General features: G+C 45.9%; 13 protein-coding genes. 11 read left to right on the forward strand and 2 right to left on the reverse strand.

The genetic code is table 11. The annotated features are described in order from the left end of the window. Positions 1 to 27: 27 nt before the first annotated feature. The 11 genes from B9Y69_RS01510 (at position 28) to B9Y69_RS01590 (ending at position 19,781) form a co-directional block, all read left to right on the forward strand. Entirely contained in the window at positions 28 to 915 is an 888-nt protein-coding gene (locus B9Y69_RS01510) for a PorP/SprF family type IX secretion system membrane protein (RefSeq protein ID WP_085471245.1), read from the forward strand. Positions 916 to 925: 10 nt separating this feature from the next. Further along, complete coding sequence (locus B9Y69_RS19060; RefSeq protein WP_144036478.1) at positions 926 to 5,992, forward strand: MBG domain-containing protein; 5,067 nt, start codon at positions 926 to 928, stop codon at positions 5,990 to 5,992. 248 nt (positions 5,993 to 6,240) lie between these two features. Further along, positions 6,241 to 7,395 carry an efflux RND transporter periplasmic adaptor subunit gene (locus tag B9Y69_RS01550; protein WP_159451786.1) on the forward strand — a complete coding sequence of 385 codons (1,155 nt, stop codon included), beginning with the start codon at positions 6,241 to 6,243 and terminating at the stop codon, positions 7,393 to 7,395. Next, the gene (locus B9Y69_RS01555; protein ID WP_085471247.1) at positions 7,392 to 10,490 is read left to right on the forward strand and encodes an efflux RND transporter permease subunit; all 3,099 of its coding nucleotides are present in this window, start codon (positions 7,392 to 7,394) and stop codon (positions 10,488 to 10,490) included. Before B9Y69_RS01550 ends, B9Y69_RS01555 begins: the two co-directional genes overlap by 4 nt. Positions 10,491 to 10,499: 9 nt before the next feature. Further along, entirely contained in the window at positions 10,500 to 11,792 is a 1,293-nt protein-coding gene (locus B9Y69_RS01560; RefSeq protein ID WP_085471248.1) for a TolC family protein, read from the forward strand. A gap of 519 nt (positions 11,793 to 12,311) precedes the next feature. Next, positions 12,312 to 12,710, forward strand: a complete 399-nt coding sequence (locus B9Y69_RS01565) for a hypothetical protein (protein WP_144036479.1) — start codon at positions 12,312 to 12,314, stop codon at positions 12,708 to 12,710. A gap of 162 nt (positions 12,711 to 12,872) precedes the next feature. Continuing rightward, entirely contained in the window at positions 12,873 to 14,273 is a 1,401-nt protein-coding gene (locus tag B9Y69_RS01570) for a TolC family protein (protein ID WP_085471250.1), read from the forward strand. Positions 14,274 to 14,283: 10 nt separating this feature from the next. Next, on the forward strand, positions 14,284 to 17,451 hold the full coding sequence (locus tag B9Y69_RS01575; protein ID WP_085471251.1) for an efflux RND transporter permease subunit: 3,168 nt from the start codon (positions 14,284 to 14,286) through the stop codon (positions 17,449 to 17,451). Between the two features lie 13 nt (positions 17,452 to 17,464). Beyond that, positions 17,465 to 18,556, forward strand: coding sequence for an efflux RND transporter periplasmic adaptor subunit (locus B9Y69_RS01580; RefSeq protein WP_085471252.1), 1,092 nt, complete (start codon positions 17,465 to 17,467; stop codon positions 18,554 to 18,556). Between the two features lie 70 nt (positions 18,557 to 18,626). Further along, entirely contained in the window at positions 18,627 to 19,205 is a 579-nt protein-coding gene (locus B9Y69_RS01585; RefSeq protein ID WP_085471253.1) for a TlpA family protein disulfide reductase, read from the forward strand. Positions 19,206 to 19,349: 144 nt separating this feature from the next. Continuing rightward, entirely contained in the window at positions 19,350 to 19,781 is a 432-nt protein-coding gene (locus tag B9Y69_RS01590) for a cold-shock protein (RefSeq protein WP_234991041.1), read from the forward strand. Positions 19,782 to 19,836: 55 nt separating this feature from the next. Here the strand turns inward: B9Y69_RS01590 and B9Y69_RS01595 are convergent, their stop codons facing one another. Both B9Y69_RS01595 and B9Y69_RS01600 read right to left on the reverse strand, forming a co-directional pair. Then, positions 19,837 to 20,028 (reverse strand): cold-shock protein, encoded by a 192-nt coding sequence (locus B9Y69_RS01595; RefSeq protein WP_085471254.1) that lies wholly within the window; start codon positions 20,026 to 20,028, stop codon positions 19,837 to 19,839. Positions 20,029 to 20,079: 51 nt separating this feature from the next. Beyond that, positions 20,080 to 21,213, reverse strand: a complete 1,134-nt coding sequence (locus tag B9Y69_RS01600; protein WP_085471255.1) for a DEAD/DEAH box helicase — start codon at positions 21,211 to 21,213, stop codon at positions 20,080 to 20,082. Positions 21,214 to 21,502 lie beyond the last annotated feature (289 nt).

A 21,502-nucleotide genomic window follows, 5' to 3' on the forward strand; every position in this document is an offset into this window, starting at 1 on the left:
TTCATACTTTCTACTTAATACAAAAAAATGAAAACACTAAAAAATATAATCATGGGAGCTATGTTGTTGTCTCTACCTTTTATAGGTAGGGCGCAGCACGGCATTAGTTACAATCAATTTGGACAATTACGTAACTCATTTAATAGCTCGCTGAGTACAATGGATGATCGGGGGAGTTTCTCCGTGTTGGGGCGTAGTCAATGGGTTGGTGTGGACGGCGCACCGAAGTCTATATGGGCAACCGGAAATGCGGTAATTAAGCCCATTGGTCTTTCTGTCGGAGGGGATGTGAAACACTCCGAACTCGGAATTGTAAAAGAAAGTGAATTTTCGGTCTTTGCCGCCAAAGCGGTGCGTCTATCCGAGGATGAGTATTTGAGCCTTTCGATGGGGGGAGGATTATTGTACTTCCAGGGGAACTACAACCACCTCGATCCGAATGACCCTGCATTTCGGGATAACATCCGGGAAACAAATGGTATTTTGAGCATCAGTACTTCCTACTATCGAAAGGACCGTTATTATGTGGGTGTGTCCATGCCGCGTTTTTCGCTGAAGCGGGATGCCAACCGCGAGTACGAGTTTCGGAATGTATACTACATCACCGGAGGGGCTTTATTTCGTTTGGACGATGCATTCCATATCCGACCATCCTTTATCGTGAGTCACATGGATGATTTGACCCCACGTTATGATGTTAGTGCGCTGGTCTTTATGGCACGTAAGATTGGGGTCGGTATGGGCGTACAGAATCAAGGTGACCTCTCTGGATTACTGCAATTTAATTTTGGCAATTTCGGCATCGGCTACAGCTACCAATTTAGTCCGAAAAGTCCAACTATGAATCAGCGGATTTCAAATAATACGCATGAGGTCGGTTTGCGGTATCGCGTGGGTGGAATTGGTTTACTATAGGTCTGACGCGATGAAAGGATTAAAAAAAATACGGATGAATATGAAACGCTTGACTTCTTGTTTGTTTGTGCTGTTGTCGCTATTTTTCTCTGCGACTGTCTTTGGACAAGCAACAACCGAACTTTTTGAGACGGAGTCAAATGGGAGTACTACATTTATCGACAACGGGGTGGAGTTTAAAATTATCTCTCACGTGAGTGTTTTCGATATTCAAGGAAATTATCCTGGGACGGGTTGGAGTGGGACAGCGAATGATAATCGATATATTGATAACGCGAACGACACGCAAAGTCCACCCTCTTTCAGTATCAAAACAACATCAAATCTGTTTAAAGTCCATAGATTTTGGTTGTACTTATCTGCATTGAATTTAAGCTTAGACGTTCAAGGATCAGTAACCATTACAGGGAGATTGTCGGGGGTAACCAAGTTTTCTGCAACAAAGAGTAGTGGCTTCATGACGAGTCTGGGGGCAACAAACGGATATACGCTCATTGATTTGACCAATCTAAATGGAATGAACTTTTCCAATATTGTTATCGATGAATTGCGGATAACAGCAAATGGGGGCTTTCGGTATGTTGGCTTTGATGCCTTTAGGTGGGTAAAGGATTCTGGGATGGTTCTGCCAGATAATCCAGGTACTCCCCTGGAGCTTGGTTTGGAATCGAAGGAGAACGTTTCTTGCAATGGTGGGAGTAATGGATTTGCGACCGTTAAAGGAAGTGGTGGCGCAGGGTCATATACTTATAGTTGGTCTCCTTCGGGAGGGACTGGAGCAACTGCTTCGGGACTTGCTGCAGGTTTGTATACAGTGACGGTCAAGGATGCTCAAAATGTGACAAAGTCTCTACAGGTAGAAATTACGCAGCCTTCAGCGTTGGTGTTGAGTAATGGGGGAACGGAAAATGTAAGCTGCTATGGAGAAAACAATGGTAAAGCAACAGTCAACGTGACAGGAGGAACGGCTCCGTATACTTACGCATGGTCACCAAGTGGGGGAACTCAAGCTACCGCTTCCAATTTAGCAGCCCGTACGTATACGGTAACGGTGACGGATGCCAAAGGGTGTTTTAAGACACTTGATTTTGAAATTACGCAACCTTCAGAGTTGAAAGCATCGACGAGTCAGACAAGTGCAACCTGTAGTACTGGTGGAGAGGCTTCAGTTTTTCCATCTGGTGGTAAGGCACCATATACCTATGAATGGAGTACAGGTGCTAAAACACAGATACTAACGGGTTTGGCAGCCGGGCCTGTTAGCTGTGTGATTAAGGACGCTAATGGTTGTTCGATTACGAAGAACTTTACAATAGGAACAACGAATACCTTGGTAGCAAGCACATACCAAACAAATATATTATGCAATGGGTCAACAACGGGATCTGCCGGTGTAATACCGTCGGGGGCAGCAGGACCTTTTACGTATGTATGGACAGGTGGTGTTAGTAATTCGGATGTCGCAAACAATCTAAGCGCTGGTAGTTACAGTGTTCTGATTACAGCGGCAAACGGCTGTTCAATAACAAAGAATTTTACGATCACAGAACCATCAGCGCTACAAGCTATTCCTGCAGAGCACCAAGATGTCTCATGCTATGGCGGAGGAAATGGCTTAGCTAGTGTATATGTGAGAGGCGGCACAGGATCCTATACCTATAGTTGGGCGCCATCAGGAGGTACTGGGGCAATGGCTTCCGGACTGCGTGCAGGAACTTATACCGTTACGGTCACAGATGCAAACCTTTGTGAGGTAACACAGACCATAACGATTACACAACCGGATCCAATAGAGATCGCTATCGATAGGCAAGACAATGTTTCCTGCCACGGTGGCTCCAATGGCGCAGCAAGAGTGCACGTAACGGGCGGAACGGGTGCATACACATATAGTTGGGCACCTATGGGTGGGACTGATGCTACAGCGACTGGGCTTCCGGCAGGCACATACACCGTAACGGTCGTGGATGCCAATAGCTGTGTCGAAACGAAAAGAGTTACGATAACGCAACCGGATATTTTGGAAGCTACATTTGATAAAACGGATGTTTTGTGTTTTGGAACAAGTACTGGAACGGCAACGGTAGTTCCCAATGGAGGGACAGCGCCATATACGTATCGGTGGACGCATAACAACAGCACAGAGGCCACCGTTTCTGGGCTGGCAAAAGGGGCGTATGAAGTGGAGGTGACAGATGCGCACGGTTGCATGAGAAGAGCCACGGTCGTCATTGGTCAGCCTGCCTCCGCGTTGTCTATTAATCCTCTTGCGCAGACAAATATTGCCTGTAACGGTGGGGCAACCGGATCGGCGACGGTTTCGGCTTCCGGAGGATCGGAACCCTACCGGTATAGCTGGTCTAGCTCTTCCTCAACCACAGAAACCGCAATTAATCTGTCTGCGGGTATACATACTGCGACAGTAACGGATGCAAATGGATGTCAGAAATCATATACTTTTAATATCACAGAACCTAGCGTACTGCTGGCTTCAATAGGCAATATTACTTCGCCTTCTGCGCCTGGAACAAGAGACGGAAGTGCTTCTGTGGTAGTTCAAGGTGGAACGCCGAATTATACGTATAGTTGGTCGCCTTCGGGGGGTAGCGCCGCAACGGCGAAAGGTCTTTCAGCAGGTGTTTACACGGTGACCGTTACCGATGCCAATGGGTGCGAAGTAACGGCGACGGCAGAGCTTCATGCTCCAGTGAGTGTTACACAGGTAACTTCTACCTTACGTAACGGCACATACGGTATCGGAAAGGATATTCCCGTTTTGGTACAGTTCACTAAACCGGTGACTGTCTCGGGCGTCCCGTCAATCGCTTTACAGTTGCAGAACGGTTCGGTACAAGCTAATTACGTAGCAGGTAGTGGTACTGATGCGCTAACGTTTAACTATAAAATTCAAGATGGTGATATTACCAACCATCTGGATTATACATCTACAGAAGCAATTTCCCTACAGGGTGGATCAATAACAGATGCCCAGAATAGGAATGCAATCCGCACACTCCCAGCACCGCAAGCGGCGGGTTCTCTCAGTGATAACAAGACGATTATTGTGGACGGTATTGCACCTAGCGGAACTTTAGCAATCAATGGTGGCGCATCTTTTACGGGTTCGCGTGATGTACGGCTTACTCTCACTGTAACTGAGCCTTCGGGGATGATGCAGTTTTCGAATGATGGAACGACATGGTCGTCTTGGGAATCCTTTGCTGCATCGAAAGCTTTGACATTACCTGCCGGTGATGGGATGAAAACTGTATATGCAAGATTTAAAGATGAGGCGGATAATATTTCCGCACTATATAATGACGGGATTGTTCTTGATGAAACTCCTCCAGCCAAACCGACAGGCTTTGTTGCGGTAGGTGGAGATGGTCGGGTGCAGTTGAGCTGGAATGCCAATTCAGAATCTGATTTTGCCCAGTATAAACTCTTTGCACAACCTAAAAATGGAACAAAGGTACTACTTGAAACAATTCAACGTGGGACAGAAGCCTTTGTTTATACGGACTTACCAAATGGAACAAGCTATACACTTTATCTACTGGCGGAAGATCATGTTGGTAACCAAAGTGTAGAAACGAAAGTTGAAGCAACGACGATGGGGGAACAGACGATATCTTTTGCTTCATTACCTCCCGTGGTTTATGGTGTGTCGGATGCGGTGTTGGGCGCAACCGCGAGTTCGGGATTACCGGTTTCCTATATTTCTAGTGATAAAGCTGTAGCCGAGGTCTATCAAGAGGGTCAACAATGGAAAGTGAAGGTGAAATCTGCTGGTCAAACGATGATTACAGCATCTCAATCGGGTAACGGAGTCTATTTGGCAGCGCCATCATCCAGCCAAAACTTGGTGGTTGGAAAGGCGACGTTGAGGGTGACTGCAGATGCGCAGACAAAGGTGTTTGGAGCGTTGGATCCTGTGCTTACTTATCAAGTTGATGGCTTGAAAAATGGGGATCTACGGACTGTTGTTATGGGCTCGATAACTCGTGATAAAGGAGAGAATGTAGGGGACTATAACATTCGTAACGTGGATTTAGCAGCTATAAACTATACGATCGATTATCAGGCGGCAAACTTAACTATTAGCAAAGCAACGCTTATAGGTTTAAGCTTGAAAGACGCTGGCTTCACGTACGACGGTTCCGCGAAGTCGTTGGCACTACAAGGTACATTGCCGCAAGGTGCTTCGGTAAGCTATGCGGGCAATGCTAAAACAGAAGCGGGCACTTATGAGGTTACTGCAACGGTCAATGGTGGTGTGAACTATAACGGACAAACGCTGAAAGCTACGATGACCATTGCTAAAGCGACGCTTACAGGTTTAAGTCTGAAGGATGCGAGCTTCACGTACGACGGTTCGGCGAAATCGTTGGCACTACAAGGTACGTTGCCTGCTGGGGTCGCAGTGCAATACCAGAATAACAATCAAGTAAATGCGGGAACCTATCAGGTTACGGCAACTATTGTTGAAACTGGAAACTACTTAGGCACATCGCTTAAGGCAAACTTGACGATACGTAAAGCGAAGCAACAGATTACGATGACAGCGCCTGCGGTCGTAGATCGCGATGCTGCTAAGGTATCGTTGGATGTAAAAGCAAGTAGTGGGTTACCAGTACAGCTCACTGTGGATGAACCTATGGTTGCGCGGATCAACGGATTGGATCTTGAGGTATTACGCTTGGGAACAGTTGTGGTAACGGCAAGTCAGGCGGGTAATGAAAACTATGAGTCGGCAGCACCTGTTTCGGTGACCATCCGAGTGAAGAACAATGTCGACGCGGAGCTTCCAATTCGGGTACAACCAGCGTTGTCGCCAAATGGAGACGGTATCAATGATTTCTTCTTGATTGAAGGTATTCAGGATTATCCAGAGAATAAAGTAACGATATTCGATAAATCAGGTAAGGTGTTGAAGGTGATCGAGCGTTATGATAACCGAGAGCGCGTCTTTACCGCAGATCATGTTATCGATGGTACATATTTCTATTACATCGATGTCAAAGATGAAAACGGTCAATGGAAACGCGATAAAGGTTTCTTTGTCGTGAAGCGGTGATTTTAGGACATAGTAGAGACGCAGAATTTAGCTATGCTAAGCCCTTTGGGATTTGTGTCTAAATAAGTACAAAACAGAAAAGCAGACCTTCGGGTCTGCTTTTTTTGTGTCATCACGGAAGGTGATCCAGCTGGGCCTTTCTAATTATTTTCTAATTTTTTTCTGTTTGTTCTCTAACAGCGTTTCCGGCTGAACCTACCCATTTTTGTAGGGTCAATCCAAACAACGTAAAGAAAACAGAAATGCAAATGACATGGTTACGCGGCAAGAAAACGAAAGGAATAAGCGGTAAGCTAATCGCAGGCGTGTTCTTCGTCTTTTTTATCGTCCTTTTTTCCGCTTGCCGGGAAGGTTCTTCGGCGGATGATGGTCATCACACCGATTATACATTACAGGGAGATACCGTGCTATTATCCCCCAGCTCCACACTGCAACATCAATTTGTCCATGATACGGTCAGTGATCAGTTGTTTCAATTGGAACTAACGACGGCTGGTATCGTACGCGCTATTCCCAATAATTATGCAGAGATAGCCCCTCCATTTGCAGGAAGGGTATTGAAGTCCTATGTCCGCCTCGGGCAAAAGGTGAACCCGGGAGCGCCGATTTTTGAGATGAGTTCGCCGGCATTTTTTATGGCGCAGAAAGAGTATTTCGATGCGAAGCAGGCATTTCGGCAAGGAGAATTAAACCTCAAACGGCAGAAGGATCTGCTACGTAATGGGGTGGGCATAGCGCGTGAACTGGAAGAAGCCGAAACAACGTTTGAAACGCAGAAGACTGCGCTCTCTAATGCGGGTGCCGCCTTACGGATATTTAATGTCGATCTAGCGCAGGTAAAACTCGGACAGGCATTGGTCGTCACCGCGCCTATACGGGGAGAAGTGGTAACCAACAATATTGTTATCGGTCAATATCTCCGTGAAGAGGCCGAGCCCTTGGCTGTGGTGGCGGAGTTATCCAAGGTATGGATTGTAGGTCAGGTAAAAGAGAAAGATGTTCCTTTTATCAATGAATTGGATGCCGTAAATGTGAAAATGGCAGCCTTCCCTGATCGCCTCATGCGCGGGAAGATTAAGCATATCAATAAGATTGTAAATGAAGAGACGCGCAGTGTCGAAGTGCTGGTGGAATGTGATAATTACCAACAGGATCTTCGCCCCGGTATGTATGTAACGGTTTTGTTTAAGGATGCGCCCGAAACAACCATTCTTGTTCCGACAGAAGCGCTGTTCCAGGAAGAAAAGGGACAGTTCGTATTTATGAAGTTGGATGCCCGGAGGTATGAAAAAAGAAGGGTGGAAACGCGCGGCACGGTGAATGGGAAGGTTATTGTTTCGACCGGACTAAAGGTTGGTGAGGTGATTGTATCAAGTGGTGGCTCATTAATGTTGTTGCGATGAATAAATTAATACATATCGGTATCGAAAAGCGTTGGGTTATGGTGGCGCTGTTTGTGTTAATCGCCTTCTTCGGGTACTATTCCTGGAAGCAGCTTGCCATTGAAGCGTACCCTGATATTGCGGACGTTACTTCGCAGGTGGTGACGCAGGTTCCGGGGTTGGCAGCAGAAGAAGTGGAGCAGCAGATCACTATTCCGGTAGAGCGTGCGTTGAATGGGCTTCCGGGAATGCATGTGATGCGGAGTAAGAGTACGTTCGGCCTGTCGATGATTACGATTGTTTTTGAGGATGGAGTGGAAGATTATTGGGCACGGATGCGGATTCAGGAACGGCTGAATGAGGTGGAGCTGCCTTATGATGTGCTCCCTGGATTAGATCCGCTGACTTCACCGACCGGGGAAATCTATCGGTATATCCTTGAAAGCGATGGAAGACAAGATTTACGGGAGCTGACTGATTTACAGAATTTCACGATTATCCCACGTATCAAGCAAGTCTCTGGTGTGGCTGATGTGACCAACTTTGGAGGGATAACCACGCAGTTCCAGTTGGAAGTAGACCCTTGGAAATTAGAGCAGTACAATTTGGCTTTAGCCGAGGTGGTAGAAACCATTGAAAGCAACAATATAAATGCGGGCGGGAGCGTGTTACCGCGCGGCGAACTGGGCTACGTGATCCGGGGAATTGGTTTGGTAAAAAACCTGGATGACCTCGGGAAGATTGTGGTAAAGTCTGTGGACGGTGTACCGATCTTCTTAGAAGATATTGGTGCACTCAAATATGGGCAGCTGGAGCGCAAGGGTGTTCTCGGCTATACGGATAGACAACGCGATTATGCCGAGAGTATAGAGGGAATTGTGCTCTTGTTGAAAGGTGAAAATCCATCCGAAGTTTTGGAGGGTATACATACTGCTGTGGAAGAACTCAATACGGGGGGATTGCCTAGCGGCGTGCATATCCATACTTTTCTAGATCGCACCGATTTGGTGGATACCACTTTGCATACGGTGTCGTATACGTTGTTGGAAGGGATGGCTTTGGTGATTGTGGTGCTCATCGTGTTTTTAGGAAGTTGGCGGGGTGCCTTATTGGTTGCCATAACAATTCCTTTGTCCTTGCTCACCGCCTTTATCTTGATGTACTTTACCGATATTCCCGCCAATCTCTTGTCATTAGGCGCGATAGATTTTGGAATTATTGTAGATGGCGCGATTGTGATGATGGAGACGATCTTGAAGAAGAGGGAGGATAATCCACTAGAAGAGTTGCAGGAAAAGACCATTGCGCAACGTGCCGCTGAAGTTGCCAAACCTGTGTTTTTTGCATCCATTATTATCATTACCGCATACTTACCTTTGTTTGCTTTCGAACGCGTGGAGAAGAAGCTATTTACACCGATGGCTTTTACGGTCGGCTATGCCCTTTTGGGAGCCCTTTTGGTCGCGCTATTTGTGATCCCGGGGTTGGCCTACGTGATATACCGTAAACCGCAGAAAGTATACCATAATCGTTGGTTGGAGAAACTGACGGTTGTGTATCACCGGCGTATACAGCAGATTATGCGGAAGCCGGTGCAGGTGATTCTGCCGTTGATCCTGATCTTAGGTGCCTCAACGATACTGACGCTTCGCGTCGGTAAGGATTTTCTACCGCCTTTGGACGAGGGGTCGATCTGGTTACAGGTGCAGCTCCCGCCCGGTATATCGGTTGAAAAATCGAAAGCCATGAGCGATACCTTACGCGCGAGAACGATGCGGTATGAGGAGGTGACTTATATTATGGTACAGGCCGGGCGTAATGACGATGGTACGGACCCTTGGACAGCTTCGCATTTTGAAGTATCTATTGGTATCAAGCCCTATAAAGAGTGGCCGAAAGGAAAAACCAAGTATGACCTTATTGATGAGCTTGCGAAAGAATATGAAGGTATGGCGGGCTTTACAGTGGGTTTCTCTCAGCCGATGATCGATGGAGTGATGGATAAGATCGCGGGAGCGCATAGTGAGCTGGTCATTAAAGTATATGGCGATGATTTTAAAGAAACACGCCGTATTGCGGAAGCCGTCAAAGCGACAGTAAAAGAAGTGCCTGGTGCAGTGGATCTCGCTATTGATCAGGAACCGCCTCTGCCGCAGCTTCAGATTTATGCCGATCGGGATAAGATTGCACAATATGGGTTGAACGTGGCGGATGTTGCGGAGCTGATTGAGGTGGCTATCGGTGGGAAAGCGGTATCGCAATTGTTTATCGGACACAAAGTGTATGATATTATTTGTCGGTATTCGGAGGAAAGCCGAAATACACCGGAGAAGATTGCTAATTTGATGCTTACTTCCCAAACGGGGGCCAAAATTCCACTCTCCCAGGTTGCGGAAGTACGGCTGAGTACAGGAGAGAGTACAATTACTCGGGAGATGAATCAGCGGCATTTAACGGTGAAGTTAAATGTACGTAACCGCGATCTACAATCGTTGTTGGCCGAAGCGCAGGAGGCGATCGAACAGCAGGTAACATACGATCATGATCTATACCATATCAAGTGGGGCGGACAGTTTGAGAATCAACACCGCGCTTATGCACGACTCTCTGTTATTGTTCCATTTGCACTGGCGATTATGTTTGTGTTGTTGTACAGCGCATTCGGTTCTTTTCGGCAGGCAGGACTGCTGATGAGTATTGTGCCTCTGGCTCTTTTTGGTGGAATGTTGGCGCTTCATATTCGAGGGATGTCCCTAAGCGTTTCGTCTGCTGTTGGTTTTATTGCCTTGTTTGGTGTCGCCATCCAAAATGGCGTTATTATGATCGCGCATATCAATGAGCTCCGAAAGAAGGGATACGAATTGTTGCCTGCGGTTATTGACGGAGCAAAGCATCGCTTTCGACCGGTACTGATGACGGCAACCGTGGCTGTATTAGGGCTGTTTCCGGCTTCGTTGGCGACAGGAATCGGATCGGATGTACAACGTCCATTGGCGACTGTGATTGTATATGGACTCTTGTTCTCTACGATTATTACACTCTTTGCTCTGCCGGCTTTGTATTTCTTGATCGAAAAGAGATGGGGTAAGGGGAACGTGGAAACCGAAGAATCTTAAAGCTTTGTTATGATGAAAAATAGGATTAAATTATACGTTGTCTTTGTTTTTTATGTCTGGGTTCTCCCGGTGAAAGGACAGACGATCTCGCCCGATACCCTGACGCCCGTGCTGGATTACCGTACTTTTTTGAAGGAGGTGGCAGCACGAAATATGGCGTATGCTGCGGAACAATATAATATCCAGTTGGCGGAAGCGAATTTGTTGAGTGCTGGTATCTTTCCGGATCCGGAAGTGGAAGTTGGTTTGTTTGATAATGCACAGCGGCGTATGAAAATGGGCTATGGTGTTTCTTCGGGAATAAGTTGGACGATGGAGCTGGGCGGAAAGAGAAGGGCGCGTGTGGATGTGGCGCAGAATGAAGTGGAGCTAACGAAGTTGATGGTCGAGGATTTCTTTCGTCATCTGCGCGCGGATGCCACCTTGGCGTATCTGCGAGCTATTCACAGTGGCTTGGTGTTGCATGTGCAAGAGGATTCGTACCAGCAATTGTTGCGCTTGGCTCAGGCGGATAGCGTGCGGTTGCGGCTGGGGTCGATTACACAGGTTGATGCCCGACAGTCGAAGCTGGAAGCGCGTACGATGCGCAATGAGGTGTTTGCAGCGGAGGCTGACCAACAGGCGGCGTACGCTCATCTGTTGTTGTTGCTCGGTAGAGAAGAGCAGGAGAGTCTGCCTTTGCTGGAAGGTGACTTGCAGGTCGGGGCGCGTACATTTATGTTGCCAACGCTGGTATTGGAAGCGCAGGATAACCGAGCGGATTTAAAAGCGGCTTTAGGGAGTAAGCATATATCGCATAAGATGCTGCAGTTGGCGAAGGCTAATCGGGTGATTGATCTGGGGGTATCGGTGGGTATGGAATATAATGCAGAAGCCCGAAACGAGATGGCGCCTTCTCCGTCGTTCACGGCTGTGCAGGCTGGTGTAAGTATACCGCTGAAATTCTCTAATAGAAGACCGGGGGAGCTGCGTGCTGCGCAGTATGGTATTTTACAGGCGGAAAAAAAATATGAGCTCGTCGAACTGACCATAAAAACGGAGGTGCGACAGGCTTTTTATACCTACCAGGCTGCGGCGAAACAAGTGGAACAGTTTAATGCAGGTTTGCTGGAAGATGCAAAAGCAATCTTGGATGGTAAGGTTTATAGCTATCAACGTGGTGAAACTTCTTTATTGGAGGTTTTGGATGCACAACGTACTTATAATGGTGTGCAGCAAAGCTTTTATCAGGCACTCTATGATTATGCGGCGGCATTGGTGGAGCTGGAGCGCGCAACGGGAATTTGGGATATTGACTTGTAGATGGTAGTTTTTAGTGGGTTGTTTGTAGATAATAGTTTTTAGGGATGAGTTTGTAGAGACACATACCCTGAAGGGCTCAGCGCAGCTAGATCTTGTGTCTTTTTTGTTTGTGGTTTGTAGATAATAGTTTTTAGGGATGAGTTTGTAGAGACATAAACCCTGAAGGGCTCAACGCAGCTAGATCTTGTGTCTTTTTTGTTTGTGGCTATCACCGTCACTAGTTCGAGCCTTCCTACCGCAAGCAGACTCGAACTTACAATCAATAAAAGTCCCGTCGCTAGTTCGAGCTTTTAGCTCGGACTTCTATTGATATTATGGGGACACGAGCCGAAGGCTCGCGCCAGCATGGGAATTTGAGGTATTAGTTTGTAGAGGGGAGTTTATGGTTTGTAGATTCCATCTCGTAATCTCGTTCGGAATGACGGAAAGAGTGGGCCCCTCGAAACGTTTTCGTGACAAATGGTGAAAAGACAAAATGAAGTCTTGAAAAATAATAATTTATGATAGCTTTGTTGGTATATGAGCAGACAGCTAATCATACACATGAATCCTGGAAGGCGCTTTATCTTATTGATAGCAGCGGTTTTCTGTTTGCTGCTGTCTTCTTGTCCGATTAAATCGGTTCTGAAAAGTATGGCGGGGATGCCCCCGAATACAGAGCGTACGACAAATAGAACAAATATCCGTGTGGAGGCTCCACCTATTTGTTCGGTCAGCGTAAGTTCAGAAATCGGTACCGGACAGCAGATCGGCATGCATCAGGCAAATTTTATGCCTGCGGCTGTGTTGACAGTCCTTTTTCTTCTTGTATTCGCCTTTGTGGTGCCGCGTGCAGACAAGGAACATCCCGGATACAGCAACCTTAAAATTGGAGGCTTTTTACCTATCTTCCTCCAAACACGAAAACTTATTCTTTAGGAATTTTCCAACCTACATTTCGTAGATACCCGTAACAGAATTTTGTTAGGGGCTGATTTCATTTTTTTTATGTTAGGGGCGCTCGCATTGATTTAGTCACATGACACGGTATTGCTGATCATCGGAGCCGGTCCCTACGTCCTAATTTTTTATCTAATAAACATGAAAAAATATAGCATGGCCTTCGCTTTTTTTTGCGGAGCCATAGGCTCTTGTACGTATGTATATGGGCAAGAACATCATACCTTAAAAAGTCAAAAGACTTTAAATAACCTGTGGGCTGAGGTGGAACAGCGATATCCGGGCATTGCCGCTTATCAGTATGGTATCGAGGCAGCGGTCCTGCAAGAACAAGTTGTAAAAAGCAATGCATTGCCTGAGGTGAAAGTACAACTCCAAAATACATACGGAACGTATGCGGGTTCGGCCGGTGCAGTTTTTCCGCAACCAGGATTCTTTAATGTTAGCGGTGCTGGTATGCCGGTAACGGGTTCCGCTTTATCTGTTAATACATTTGGTTCAACGACAGTTGATTGGGAGGTTTTTTCTTTTGGACGGTTGCAAGCGGAAAATAGATCGGCGAAGGTCGATACAGAAAAGAAGAGGAGTGACAAGGAGGGGTACCTCATTCAGTTAAAGAAGATCCTCGCAGAACGGTATATCGCGGTCCTGTATGGTGAGCTTAAGTTACAATGGAACGGTAAAAATGTAGCTCGTTTAGCGGCCATTCGTGAAATAACACGTGGGTTATCGGCAGCGGGTTTACGTCCTGCGGCAGATAGTCTGCTAGCGCTTTCTTCCTATAATCAAGCACGGGGTGATCAGGCGCAATGGCGCGGTGCTAGAGCCGCCGAAGAAGTTCGTTTATCGGAGCTGGTAGATAGTCGATCCATTGATTACGAAGCTGCGTTGCATAAATTTTTTATAACAGATGAAGTCGAGGGTACACCGGGCAATATTCCAGCGCCGGGACAGCACCCAACACTGGTCGGGCTGGAGCTGGAAGCAATGCGGTATGCGCTGGAGGCTGACGTGCAGCAACGAAATGCATATCCCTCGATACGATTACTGGGGGGCTATGCGTATCGTGGTTCCAGCATAAATCCACAAGGAGTGGTTTCATCCCATTGGATAGATGGCTTTTCCAACAAAACGAATAATTTCCTGACCGGCGTAGGAGTCACCTGGAACCTGACTGGTGGATACCGGGGGAAACTGAAACGTAAAAGTCTACTGCAAGAAAGCGAACGTGTAGAGAAACTCCACCAACAGTATACACAGGTGTTAGCCGCCGATTTGCGGGCCGTTGAGGTGCGTCGGATACAGCAGCAGGAACAGTTGCTACAGCTCACACAGGGTGAAAAGCAAGCGCTGGCAGCATATGATATGTATTTGGCACGCTACCGTACGGGATTGATTAGCTTAAGTGAGCTTTTACAGATACGTCTATTATTGGAACAGGCGGAGAATAACCGACTCGAAGCAACCTATGCGTACTGGCGGTTGCTGACCGATCAGGCGGCTTTAACAACTGATTTTACCTACATATTCAATAATCTATAAGTTAACCGATATGAGTTTAATAAAATTTGCCCTTCGAAAGCCGATCGCTGTTATAGTGATTGTGCTGACTATCGGGTTCTTTTCTATAAATACAATCAAAAAGATCAATGTTGATATTTTTCCGGAAGTAGAATTACCTGCGATGTATATCGCGATGCCTTATGGGGGACTGTCGCCAGCGTACATGGATGGTTTTATGGCGAATGAGTTTCAAAAGGTGCTCTTGTTTGTCGGTGGGGTTAAGAACATCGACTTCAAGAGTATTCAAGGACTTACGTTGATGAAATTAACCTTTTATCCGGGAACCAATATGGCACAAGCGGCGGGCGAGGTCTCGACCTCAGTTTCGCGTGCTATGGGCTTTTTGCCACCAGGTGCGGTCCCCCCGATGGTGGTGCGTTTTGATGGGAGCTCATTGCCCGTTGGTCAGTTGGTATTTGAGAGTGACCAGCGGTCTATTAACGAGATCCAAACATTGGTTTTAACAAAGGTACGCCCCATGTTTGTGGAGATTCCTGGGATTACGGCACCGGCTCCTTTCGGTGGAAATGTGCGTTCGATTGTGGTGCAGGCTGATCCCGAAGCGATGCAGGCCAATGGGGTAAGCCCAGAGGATATCACGATTGCAATGAGCAAAAATAGTTTGCCTTCGCCGGCAGGGAATATCCGTATTGGAGAACAAAATCTGATGGCTCCCATCAATTCCATAGCAAAGAACCCAGAGGAATTTTTAAATACCCCAGTGAAAGTAGGGGACAATCGTACGATTTATGTGCGCGATGTTGCTCGCGTGGAAGATGGTGCGGATCAGACCGTAGGGTATGCCTTGGTAAACGGGAAACGATCGGTCTATTTACCTATTATTAAAAAAGCGGATGCGTCGACCTTGGAAGTGGTTAAAAACCTAAAAGCATCCTTACACCTAATCAAGAATCAATTGCCGGAAGATGTACATATTACCTATGAATTTGATCAATCCAAATATATTGAACGGTCTCTTTCTAATTTGATTCACGAGGGTATATTGGGAGCCGTTTTTACCGGATTGATGATTTTACTCTTTCTAGGGGATACCCGGGGCGCACTTATTGTGGTCTTGACGATCCCGATTGCTATTCTATCTGCCGTAACGGTTTTATATCTCTTTGGGCAGACCATCAACATTATGACGCTGAGCGGGCTGGCGCTATCGATTGGTATTCTGGTGGATGAAGCTACGGTTACAATCGAGAATATTCACCAGCATCTGGAATTGGGGAAAAGTAAGCAACGTGCAATTGCCGACGCGTTGATCGAAATATCAATTCCAAAACTACTCATCCTGTTGTGTATCCTGGCGGTGCTAACCCCAGCTTTTATTATGACAGGTATTCCACGAGATATGTTTATGCCGTTATCTATGGCAGTTGCTTTTGCGATGATCGCTTCGTTTTTGGCCTCACAGACCTTTGTTCCCATTCTCGCAAATTGGTTGATGAAAGGAAAGCATACACCCCAGGAAGGCTCTCCGCGGAAGCGTGCCTTTTTTGCGAAGTTCCGGGTGCATTATTCGTATGGTATGCGAAATTGGTCGACACGATCGCTTTTACTTTTTATGTGTTACATCGCGGTGGCTGGTATCCTTGGTTTTGTGCTATTGCGACAGGTGGGAACAGATGTGATGCCCTTATCCAACAGCGGTGATTTTCAATTGCGCGTGCAAGCCGAACCAGGTAGCCGACTAGAAAAGACAGAAGGTATTGTGAAAGGTATTACAGCGGATATAGCATCCTTATTACCCGAAAAAGGAGTGTCTATCAGTTCGGCTTTTGTGGGGATGCATCCCGCAAGTTCACCGATTAACCCCATTTTCTTGTTTTCAAGTGCTTCGCACGAGGCGGTATTACAGGTGTCTGTGGATCAGCGCATATACACCGGCGATATGCAAGCACTAAAGGAAGAGATTCGACAGAAATTGCACGACAAATGGCCTCTTGTGAAATTTAACTTTGAACCGATGGAGTTGACCGAGAAGATTATGGGACAGGGAGCGATGACACCAATCGAAGTGAAGGTCGCTGCTCCACAGGTAAAGGGGGCTTTTTCCTTTGCGTCTAAAATTGAAGCAAATCTGAAAGAAGTGCCATACCTCCGGGATGTCCGTATTGCGGAGGCTACAGCGTATCCGACCTTGGAGATTGAAGTGAACCGGGATCTGGCGGGGCAGTTTGGCTTGACTATGCAAGACATTACAAAAAGTTTGGTGGCGGCCACTTCTTCGACACGGTTTACCGATAAAAATCTGTGGGTTGATCCGAAGTCGGGCTTGGTGTTCCAAGTTCAGGTTCAGGTACCTGAAGCGATGATGTCAACCGAACAGAAATTAAGAGCGATGCCCCTTAAAAAGGGAAGTCTGCGCCCGGTCCTGGAAGATGTGGCTACAGTGCGCCGGACGATGACCCCAGCACAGGTGAATAGAAAAGGGCCGAGTCGGTATGTGACTATTTTGGGGAATCTACACGGACAGGATTTGGGGACGGCATCCCAAGTGGTGAATCAGGCTATAAAGGACGCGGGAGAACCCCCGCGCGGCATTACGGTATGGACAGAGGGGACCCTGCAATTGCTGAACGACACATTGGGCAGTTTACTGGCGGGGTTAGGGGTCGCTATTTTAGCGATTCTCTTGATGTTAACAGCCTACTATCAATCGGTTAAGGTGCCACTCGTCATTCTTTCCGTATTACCAGCGGTCATTACAGGTGCGTTGATTATTCTTTACATGACGGGAAGTACACTGAATTTACAATCCTATATGGGGATTGTGATGTCTATCGGTGTATCCGTTTCCAATGCGGTGCTCTTGGTGAATCAGGCAGAGCATTATCGACGGAAGTTGTTGTTGAAACCTGTAAATGCTGCTCGACTGGCTGCTTCGTCACGTTTGCGTCCAATCCTTATGACAGCAGGCGCAATGCTTGCGGGCATGCTACCCATGGCTATTGGTATAGGAGACGGGGCAGAACAAGTGGCTCCCTTGGGCAGAGCTGTAATTGGTGGATTGATCGCATCGACACTTGTCATCTTACTGCTTGTCCCACATTTCTATGCAGCATTTTTACGCCATGCGAAGGTGGCAAGCCCATCAATGGATCCGGATGATGCAGATAATCCTTATTTCACCACTCAAACACATTAAAAGAACATAAAAGATGAATATTATATTTTGTAAAATTAAAACTGTTGGGCGCGCTTTGTTTGTATATGTTGCTGTTGTCCTGTTGTTTGCGGGTTGTCAGGGGACAGCTCAAAAAGAAAGTGCAACCGTAGATCGACCGCAAAAGAAAATGGACCCGCCAAAAACGACTGTTGTTCAGTTTATGCAGCCGGAGTATACGCTGTCTGTTCCCGCAGAACTTGTTCCTTACGAACAAGTGGCTATCCACGCCAAGGTGAGTGGCTTTGTTAAGCAGCTGTACGTAGACCGAGGAAGTCGGGTACGAAAAGGGCAGTTGTTGGCGGTACTCGAAGCTCCGGAGATGGACCAGCGGTCACGTTCTGATCGTTCTGCGCAACAGAAGATGCAAAGTGATTATCACTATTTAAAACAAGCATATACGCGATTATTAGATGCTGCAAAAACAGAGGGAGCCGTGGCTGCATTGGAACTGGATCACGCGAAAAGTAGAATGGAAAGTGCCGCCGCAGCCTATGAGGCTTCAAAGGCCGAAGCAGGAGGGACAGCACAGTTGCAGGGATACTTGCGCATTACTGCGCCTTTTGATGGTGTCATTGTACAAAAGGATGTGTCTGTCGGCGCTTTGGTTGGCGCGGGAGGATCACAGCCTTTGTTTCTGATGGCAGAGCGTAATCGTCTGCGGTTAAAGGTCGCTCTTCCGGAACGACATGCGGCATCGGTTCGTCAAGGGATGCGGGCGACATTTACGGTGATGTCGCAACCTGGGAAAGAGTTTTCAGCGGTGCTCGCACGCACTTCAGGCGTGCTTAACCAAACGGATCGCTCCTTGGCCTTAGAGTTTGATGTCGCTAATGGTGCTGCCGAATTACAAGGAGGTGATTATGCCCAGGTAAATCTACAGCTTCAGCGTAAGTCACCAACTTTTTGGGTGCCAACAAAAAGTGTTTTAACAACGCAAGCAGGTATATTTGTTTTGACAATGACAAATGCTGAAATCAAACGCGTTGCGGTGCAGGAGGGGATTCGGTTGGATAGTTTGATGGAGGTTTTTGGAGATTTGAAGGAGAAGGATGTCGTGGTTGTAAAACCAACAGAAGAGATGTAAAGCTGCGAAGATTGTCGCAGCTATCCCTTCGTGGTGATATGGATAATTATGAAAATATAAAATATAAAAAATGAAAACTACTTTAAAAAATATCAAAGGAATTTATGGCGTCATGCTATTATGTAGTGTGGTATTTCTGATACGTTGCGGAAATCCAATGTCTGAACAAACACAACAAGCTGTTCCGGAGGATTCTACGGCACAATTTGCGTCCGAAAATCAAGTTGCCGAAACCCCTGATGTTACATTCCGCGATGAAAATGGAAAAATTGTTCGTTTAAAAGACCTGCGTGGAAAAGTTGTTTTTATCAATTTTTGGGCTACATGGTGTGGTCCATGTGTAGCAGAGATGCCTTCCATTGATCAATTAAAAGCTTCGTTCAAAGGAAGTGAGAACATCGTTTTTATGCTGGTTGATGTCGATGGCGACTTAAAGCGTTCAAAGTCTTTTATGGCAAAGAACAAATACAATTTGCCAGTTTTTACGGCGGAAAGTGCGATTCCTTCCGACTATTTGGGGGGAGCAATCCCCACTACGGTTGTGCTGGATAAGAAAGGTGAGTTGGTGGTTCGTGCTGAAGGGGGACGAGATTATATGTCTCCGGGGATTAAAAAGGCACTTACCGATTTAGTGCGTATGCCTAATTAGGAAGTGACGTTATGTGTTTTGCATATCAAAGAAAATTTAGGTAAATTTGCAGCATACCCCTTCATACAGCCTTTCTCCCTTCAAGGGGATTCTCTGCACGTAAAGGATATAGATATCTGAATTTTTAACAATTATTTTCAATGAATGGCTAGAAACCAAATTACTTCCAACAAAAAAGATAGAGCGAAAAAGCAACAACAAAAAAAACAGCAAAAACTGGAGAAGAAAGAATTTAACAAAGCGAACAATGATAAGGGTAAAGCCTTAGAAGAGATGTTTGCCTATGTGGATGAGTTTGGGAACCTAACGGATACCCCTCCAGAGAAAAAATATGAGTTTAAAGAAGAACACCTAACAAGACCGGAGGTAGAAGAGGACGAGTACCGTCATGGGAAAGTATCATACTACAACCACGAAGGTCATTATGGTTTTATTCGTGATAACGAGAATAAGCAAACGGCTTACTTCAACGATAAATTAATCGGGATGGTATTAAGACTGGATCAGAAGGTAAAGTACAAAACGATCCGTGGTAAGCAAGGAGAGCAGGTTTCGGAAGTAATTATTGAAAATTAATATTGTTTTTTTTGTAAATAAAGGACTGCCTTAATAAAGCAGTCCTTTTTTGTTTTTAAACAACTTTTACTTTAACAGCGTTAAGTCCTTTTTTACCGTTCTCAACCTCGAAAGTTACGTTGTCGTTCTCGTAGATCTCATCGATCAAACCTGTTGTGTGAACAAAGATATCTGCACCACCATTGCTAGGTGTAATGAATCCGAAACCTTTAGTTGTGTTGAAAAATTTTACTTTTCCTTCTTGCATTTTGATTTTTGTTTAAATAAATAATATACTGTTATCCAGTTTCTTTGTCAACTACCCTTTCTTCGAAGATAGTTTATATTTTTCAGTTTTTAATGTTTGGCCAATCAGTTTCTGGATATTGACCAAGTTATTTCGTTCCTCGCTGCTACAGAAGGAGATGGCAATTCCCGATTTCCCGGACCGACCTGTTCTTCCGATACGGTGTACATAGGTCTCAGACACATCAGGTAACTCATAGTTTACCACATGCGGTAGCTCATCAATATCTATGCCACGAGCAGCAATATCTGTCGCGACGAGGATACGTATTTCACCTTTTTTGAAATCGCTCAATGCTTTTTGGCGTGCCCCTTGCGATTTATTACCGTGAATCGCCATGGCGGTGATATTGGCGCGCTTCAGGTGCTTAACTAATCGGTCCGCACCGTGTTTTGTCCGCGTAAATACCAACGACTGTTGAATATTTTGCTCTTTGATGATAGAGATTAAAAGGGATGTTTTGTCCGTTTTCTCTACCATATAAACAGATTGTTCAATAATAGCGGCAGTAGAAGAAACAGGGTTAACATTGATCTCCTTTGGGTTCTTTAAGATAGAATTCGCGAACTTACGAATGTTCGGTGGCATCGTTGCGGAGAAAAACAAGGTCTGTCTATCTGCAGGGATTTTCGCCAATACTTTCTTGATGTCGTGAATGAAGCCCATATCCAACATGTTATCAGCCTCATCCAGGATCAGGGTATCAATGCCGGATAAATCCAATAACTTTTGGTTGGATAGATCTAAGAGGCGCCCTGGCGTTGCAATAATTACATCGGCACCATTTTTTAATTGCTCTACTTGTTTATGTTGAGACACACCACCGTAGATTACGACTTGCTTTACAGCGAGCTTTTTACCGTATAGACTAAAGTTTTCGTATACCTGTAAAGCAAGCTCACGTGTTGGTGTGAGAACCAATACTTTTGGTTTTTTTGGAGTTCTGTTCTTTTTAGAAAGAAGTTCCAGTGTCGGTATCGCAAAAGCCGCTGTTTTTCCGGTTCCTGTTTGTGCACAGCCAATAATATCGCTGCCGCTCAAAATAATCGGAATAGCTTCGCGCTGTATAGGGGTAGGGCTGGTGTAACCAACCGCTTGAATAGCCTCTTGAATAGGCTTTGAAATATTAAAATCTTGAAAAGTCATGAAAATAGTATGGAGGGGGCAAAAGCAATCATGCGCAGATAAAACCTCGGAAAGACGTTTTGTGCCGGTGATTCTTTTAAATAAATTGTTGTTTTAGCTGCTTTATAAAAACAAATATGCATGCATTAAATTGTTTGGCAGCTGAAAAAGCAAAAACTGAGTGATAAGATGAAATCGAACTAAATCAGCTAAAAGCAAAGGCAGAGGCCCGTATTAAAGTCACAAAGGTAAGGTAAATATTTAACAATAAAAGAATTATCTCATGTTTTTATCTTCGCATACCTATATA

Origin of the sequence: Sphingobacterium psychroaquaticum (assembly GCF_900177625.1) — a bacterium.
GTDB lineage: Bacteria > Bacteroidota > Bacteroidia > Sphingobacteriales > Sphingobacteriaceae > Sphingobacterium > Sphingobacterium psychroaquaticum.

Excerpts from the sequence above, each read along its gene's own strand:
- B9Y69_RS01510 (WP_085471245.1), top strand. The coding sequence starts at position 28 with ATGAAAACACTAAAAAATATAATCATGGGAGCTATGTTGTTGTCTCTA.
- B9Y69_RS19060 (WP_144036478.1), top strand. The coding sequence starts at position 926 with ATGAAAGGATTAAAAAAAATACGGATGAATATGAAACGCTTGACTTCT.
- B9Y69_RS01550 (WP_159451786.1), top strand. The coding sequence starts at position 6,241 with ATGACATGGTTACGCGGCAAGAAAACGAAAGGAATAAGCGGTAAGCTA.
- B9Y69_RS01555 (WP_085471247.1), top strand. The coding sequence starts at position 7,392 with ATGAATAAATTAATACATATCGGTATCGAAAAGCGTTGGGTTATGGTG.
- B9Y69_RS01560 (WP_085471248.1), top strand. The coding sequence starts at position 10,500 with ATGATGAAAAATAGGATTAAATTATACGTTGTCTTTGTTTTTTATGTC.
- B9Y69_RS01565 (WP_144036479.1), top strand. The coding sequence starts at position 12,312 with ATGAGCAGACAGCTAATCATACACATGAATCCTGGAAGGCGCTTTATC.
- B9Y69_RS01570 (WP_085471250.1), top strand. The coding sequence starts at position 12,873 with ATGAAAAAATATAGCATGGCCTTCGCTTTTTTTTGCGGAGCCATAGGC.
- B9Y69_RS01575 (WP_085471251.1), top strand. The coding sequence starts at position 14,284 with ATGAGTTTAATAAAATTTGCCCTTCGAAAGCCGATCGCTGTTATAGTG.
- B9Y69_RS01580 (WP_085471252.1), top strand. The coding sequence starts at position 17,465 with ATGAATATTATATTTTGTAAAATTAAAACTGTTGGGCGCGCTTTGTTT.
- B9Y69_RS01585 (WP_085471253.1), top strand. The coding sequence starts at position 18,627 with ATGAAAACTACTTTAAAAAATATCAAAGGAATTTATGGCGTCATGCTA.
- B9Y69_RS01590 (WP_234991041.1), top strand. The coding sequence starts at position 19,350 with ATGGCTAGAAACCAAATTACTTCCAACAAAAAAGATAGAGCGAAAAAG.
- B9Y69_RS01595 (WP_085471254.1), bottom strand. The coding sequence starts at position 20,028 with ATGCAAGAAGGAAAAGTAAAATTTTTCAACACAACTAAAGGTTTCGGA.
- B9Y69_RS01600 (WP_085471255.1), bottom strand. The coding sequence starts at position 21,213 with ATGACTTTTCAAGATTTTAATATTTCAAAGCCTATTCAAGAGGCTATT.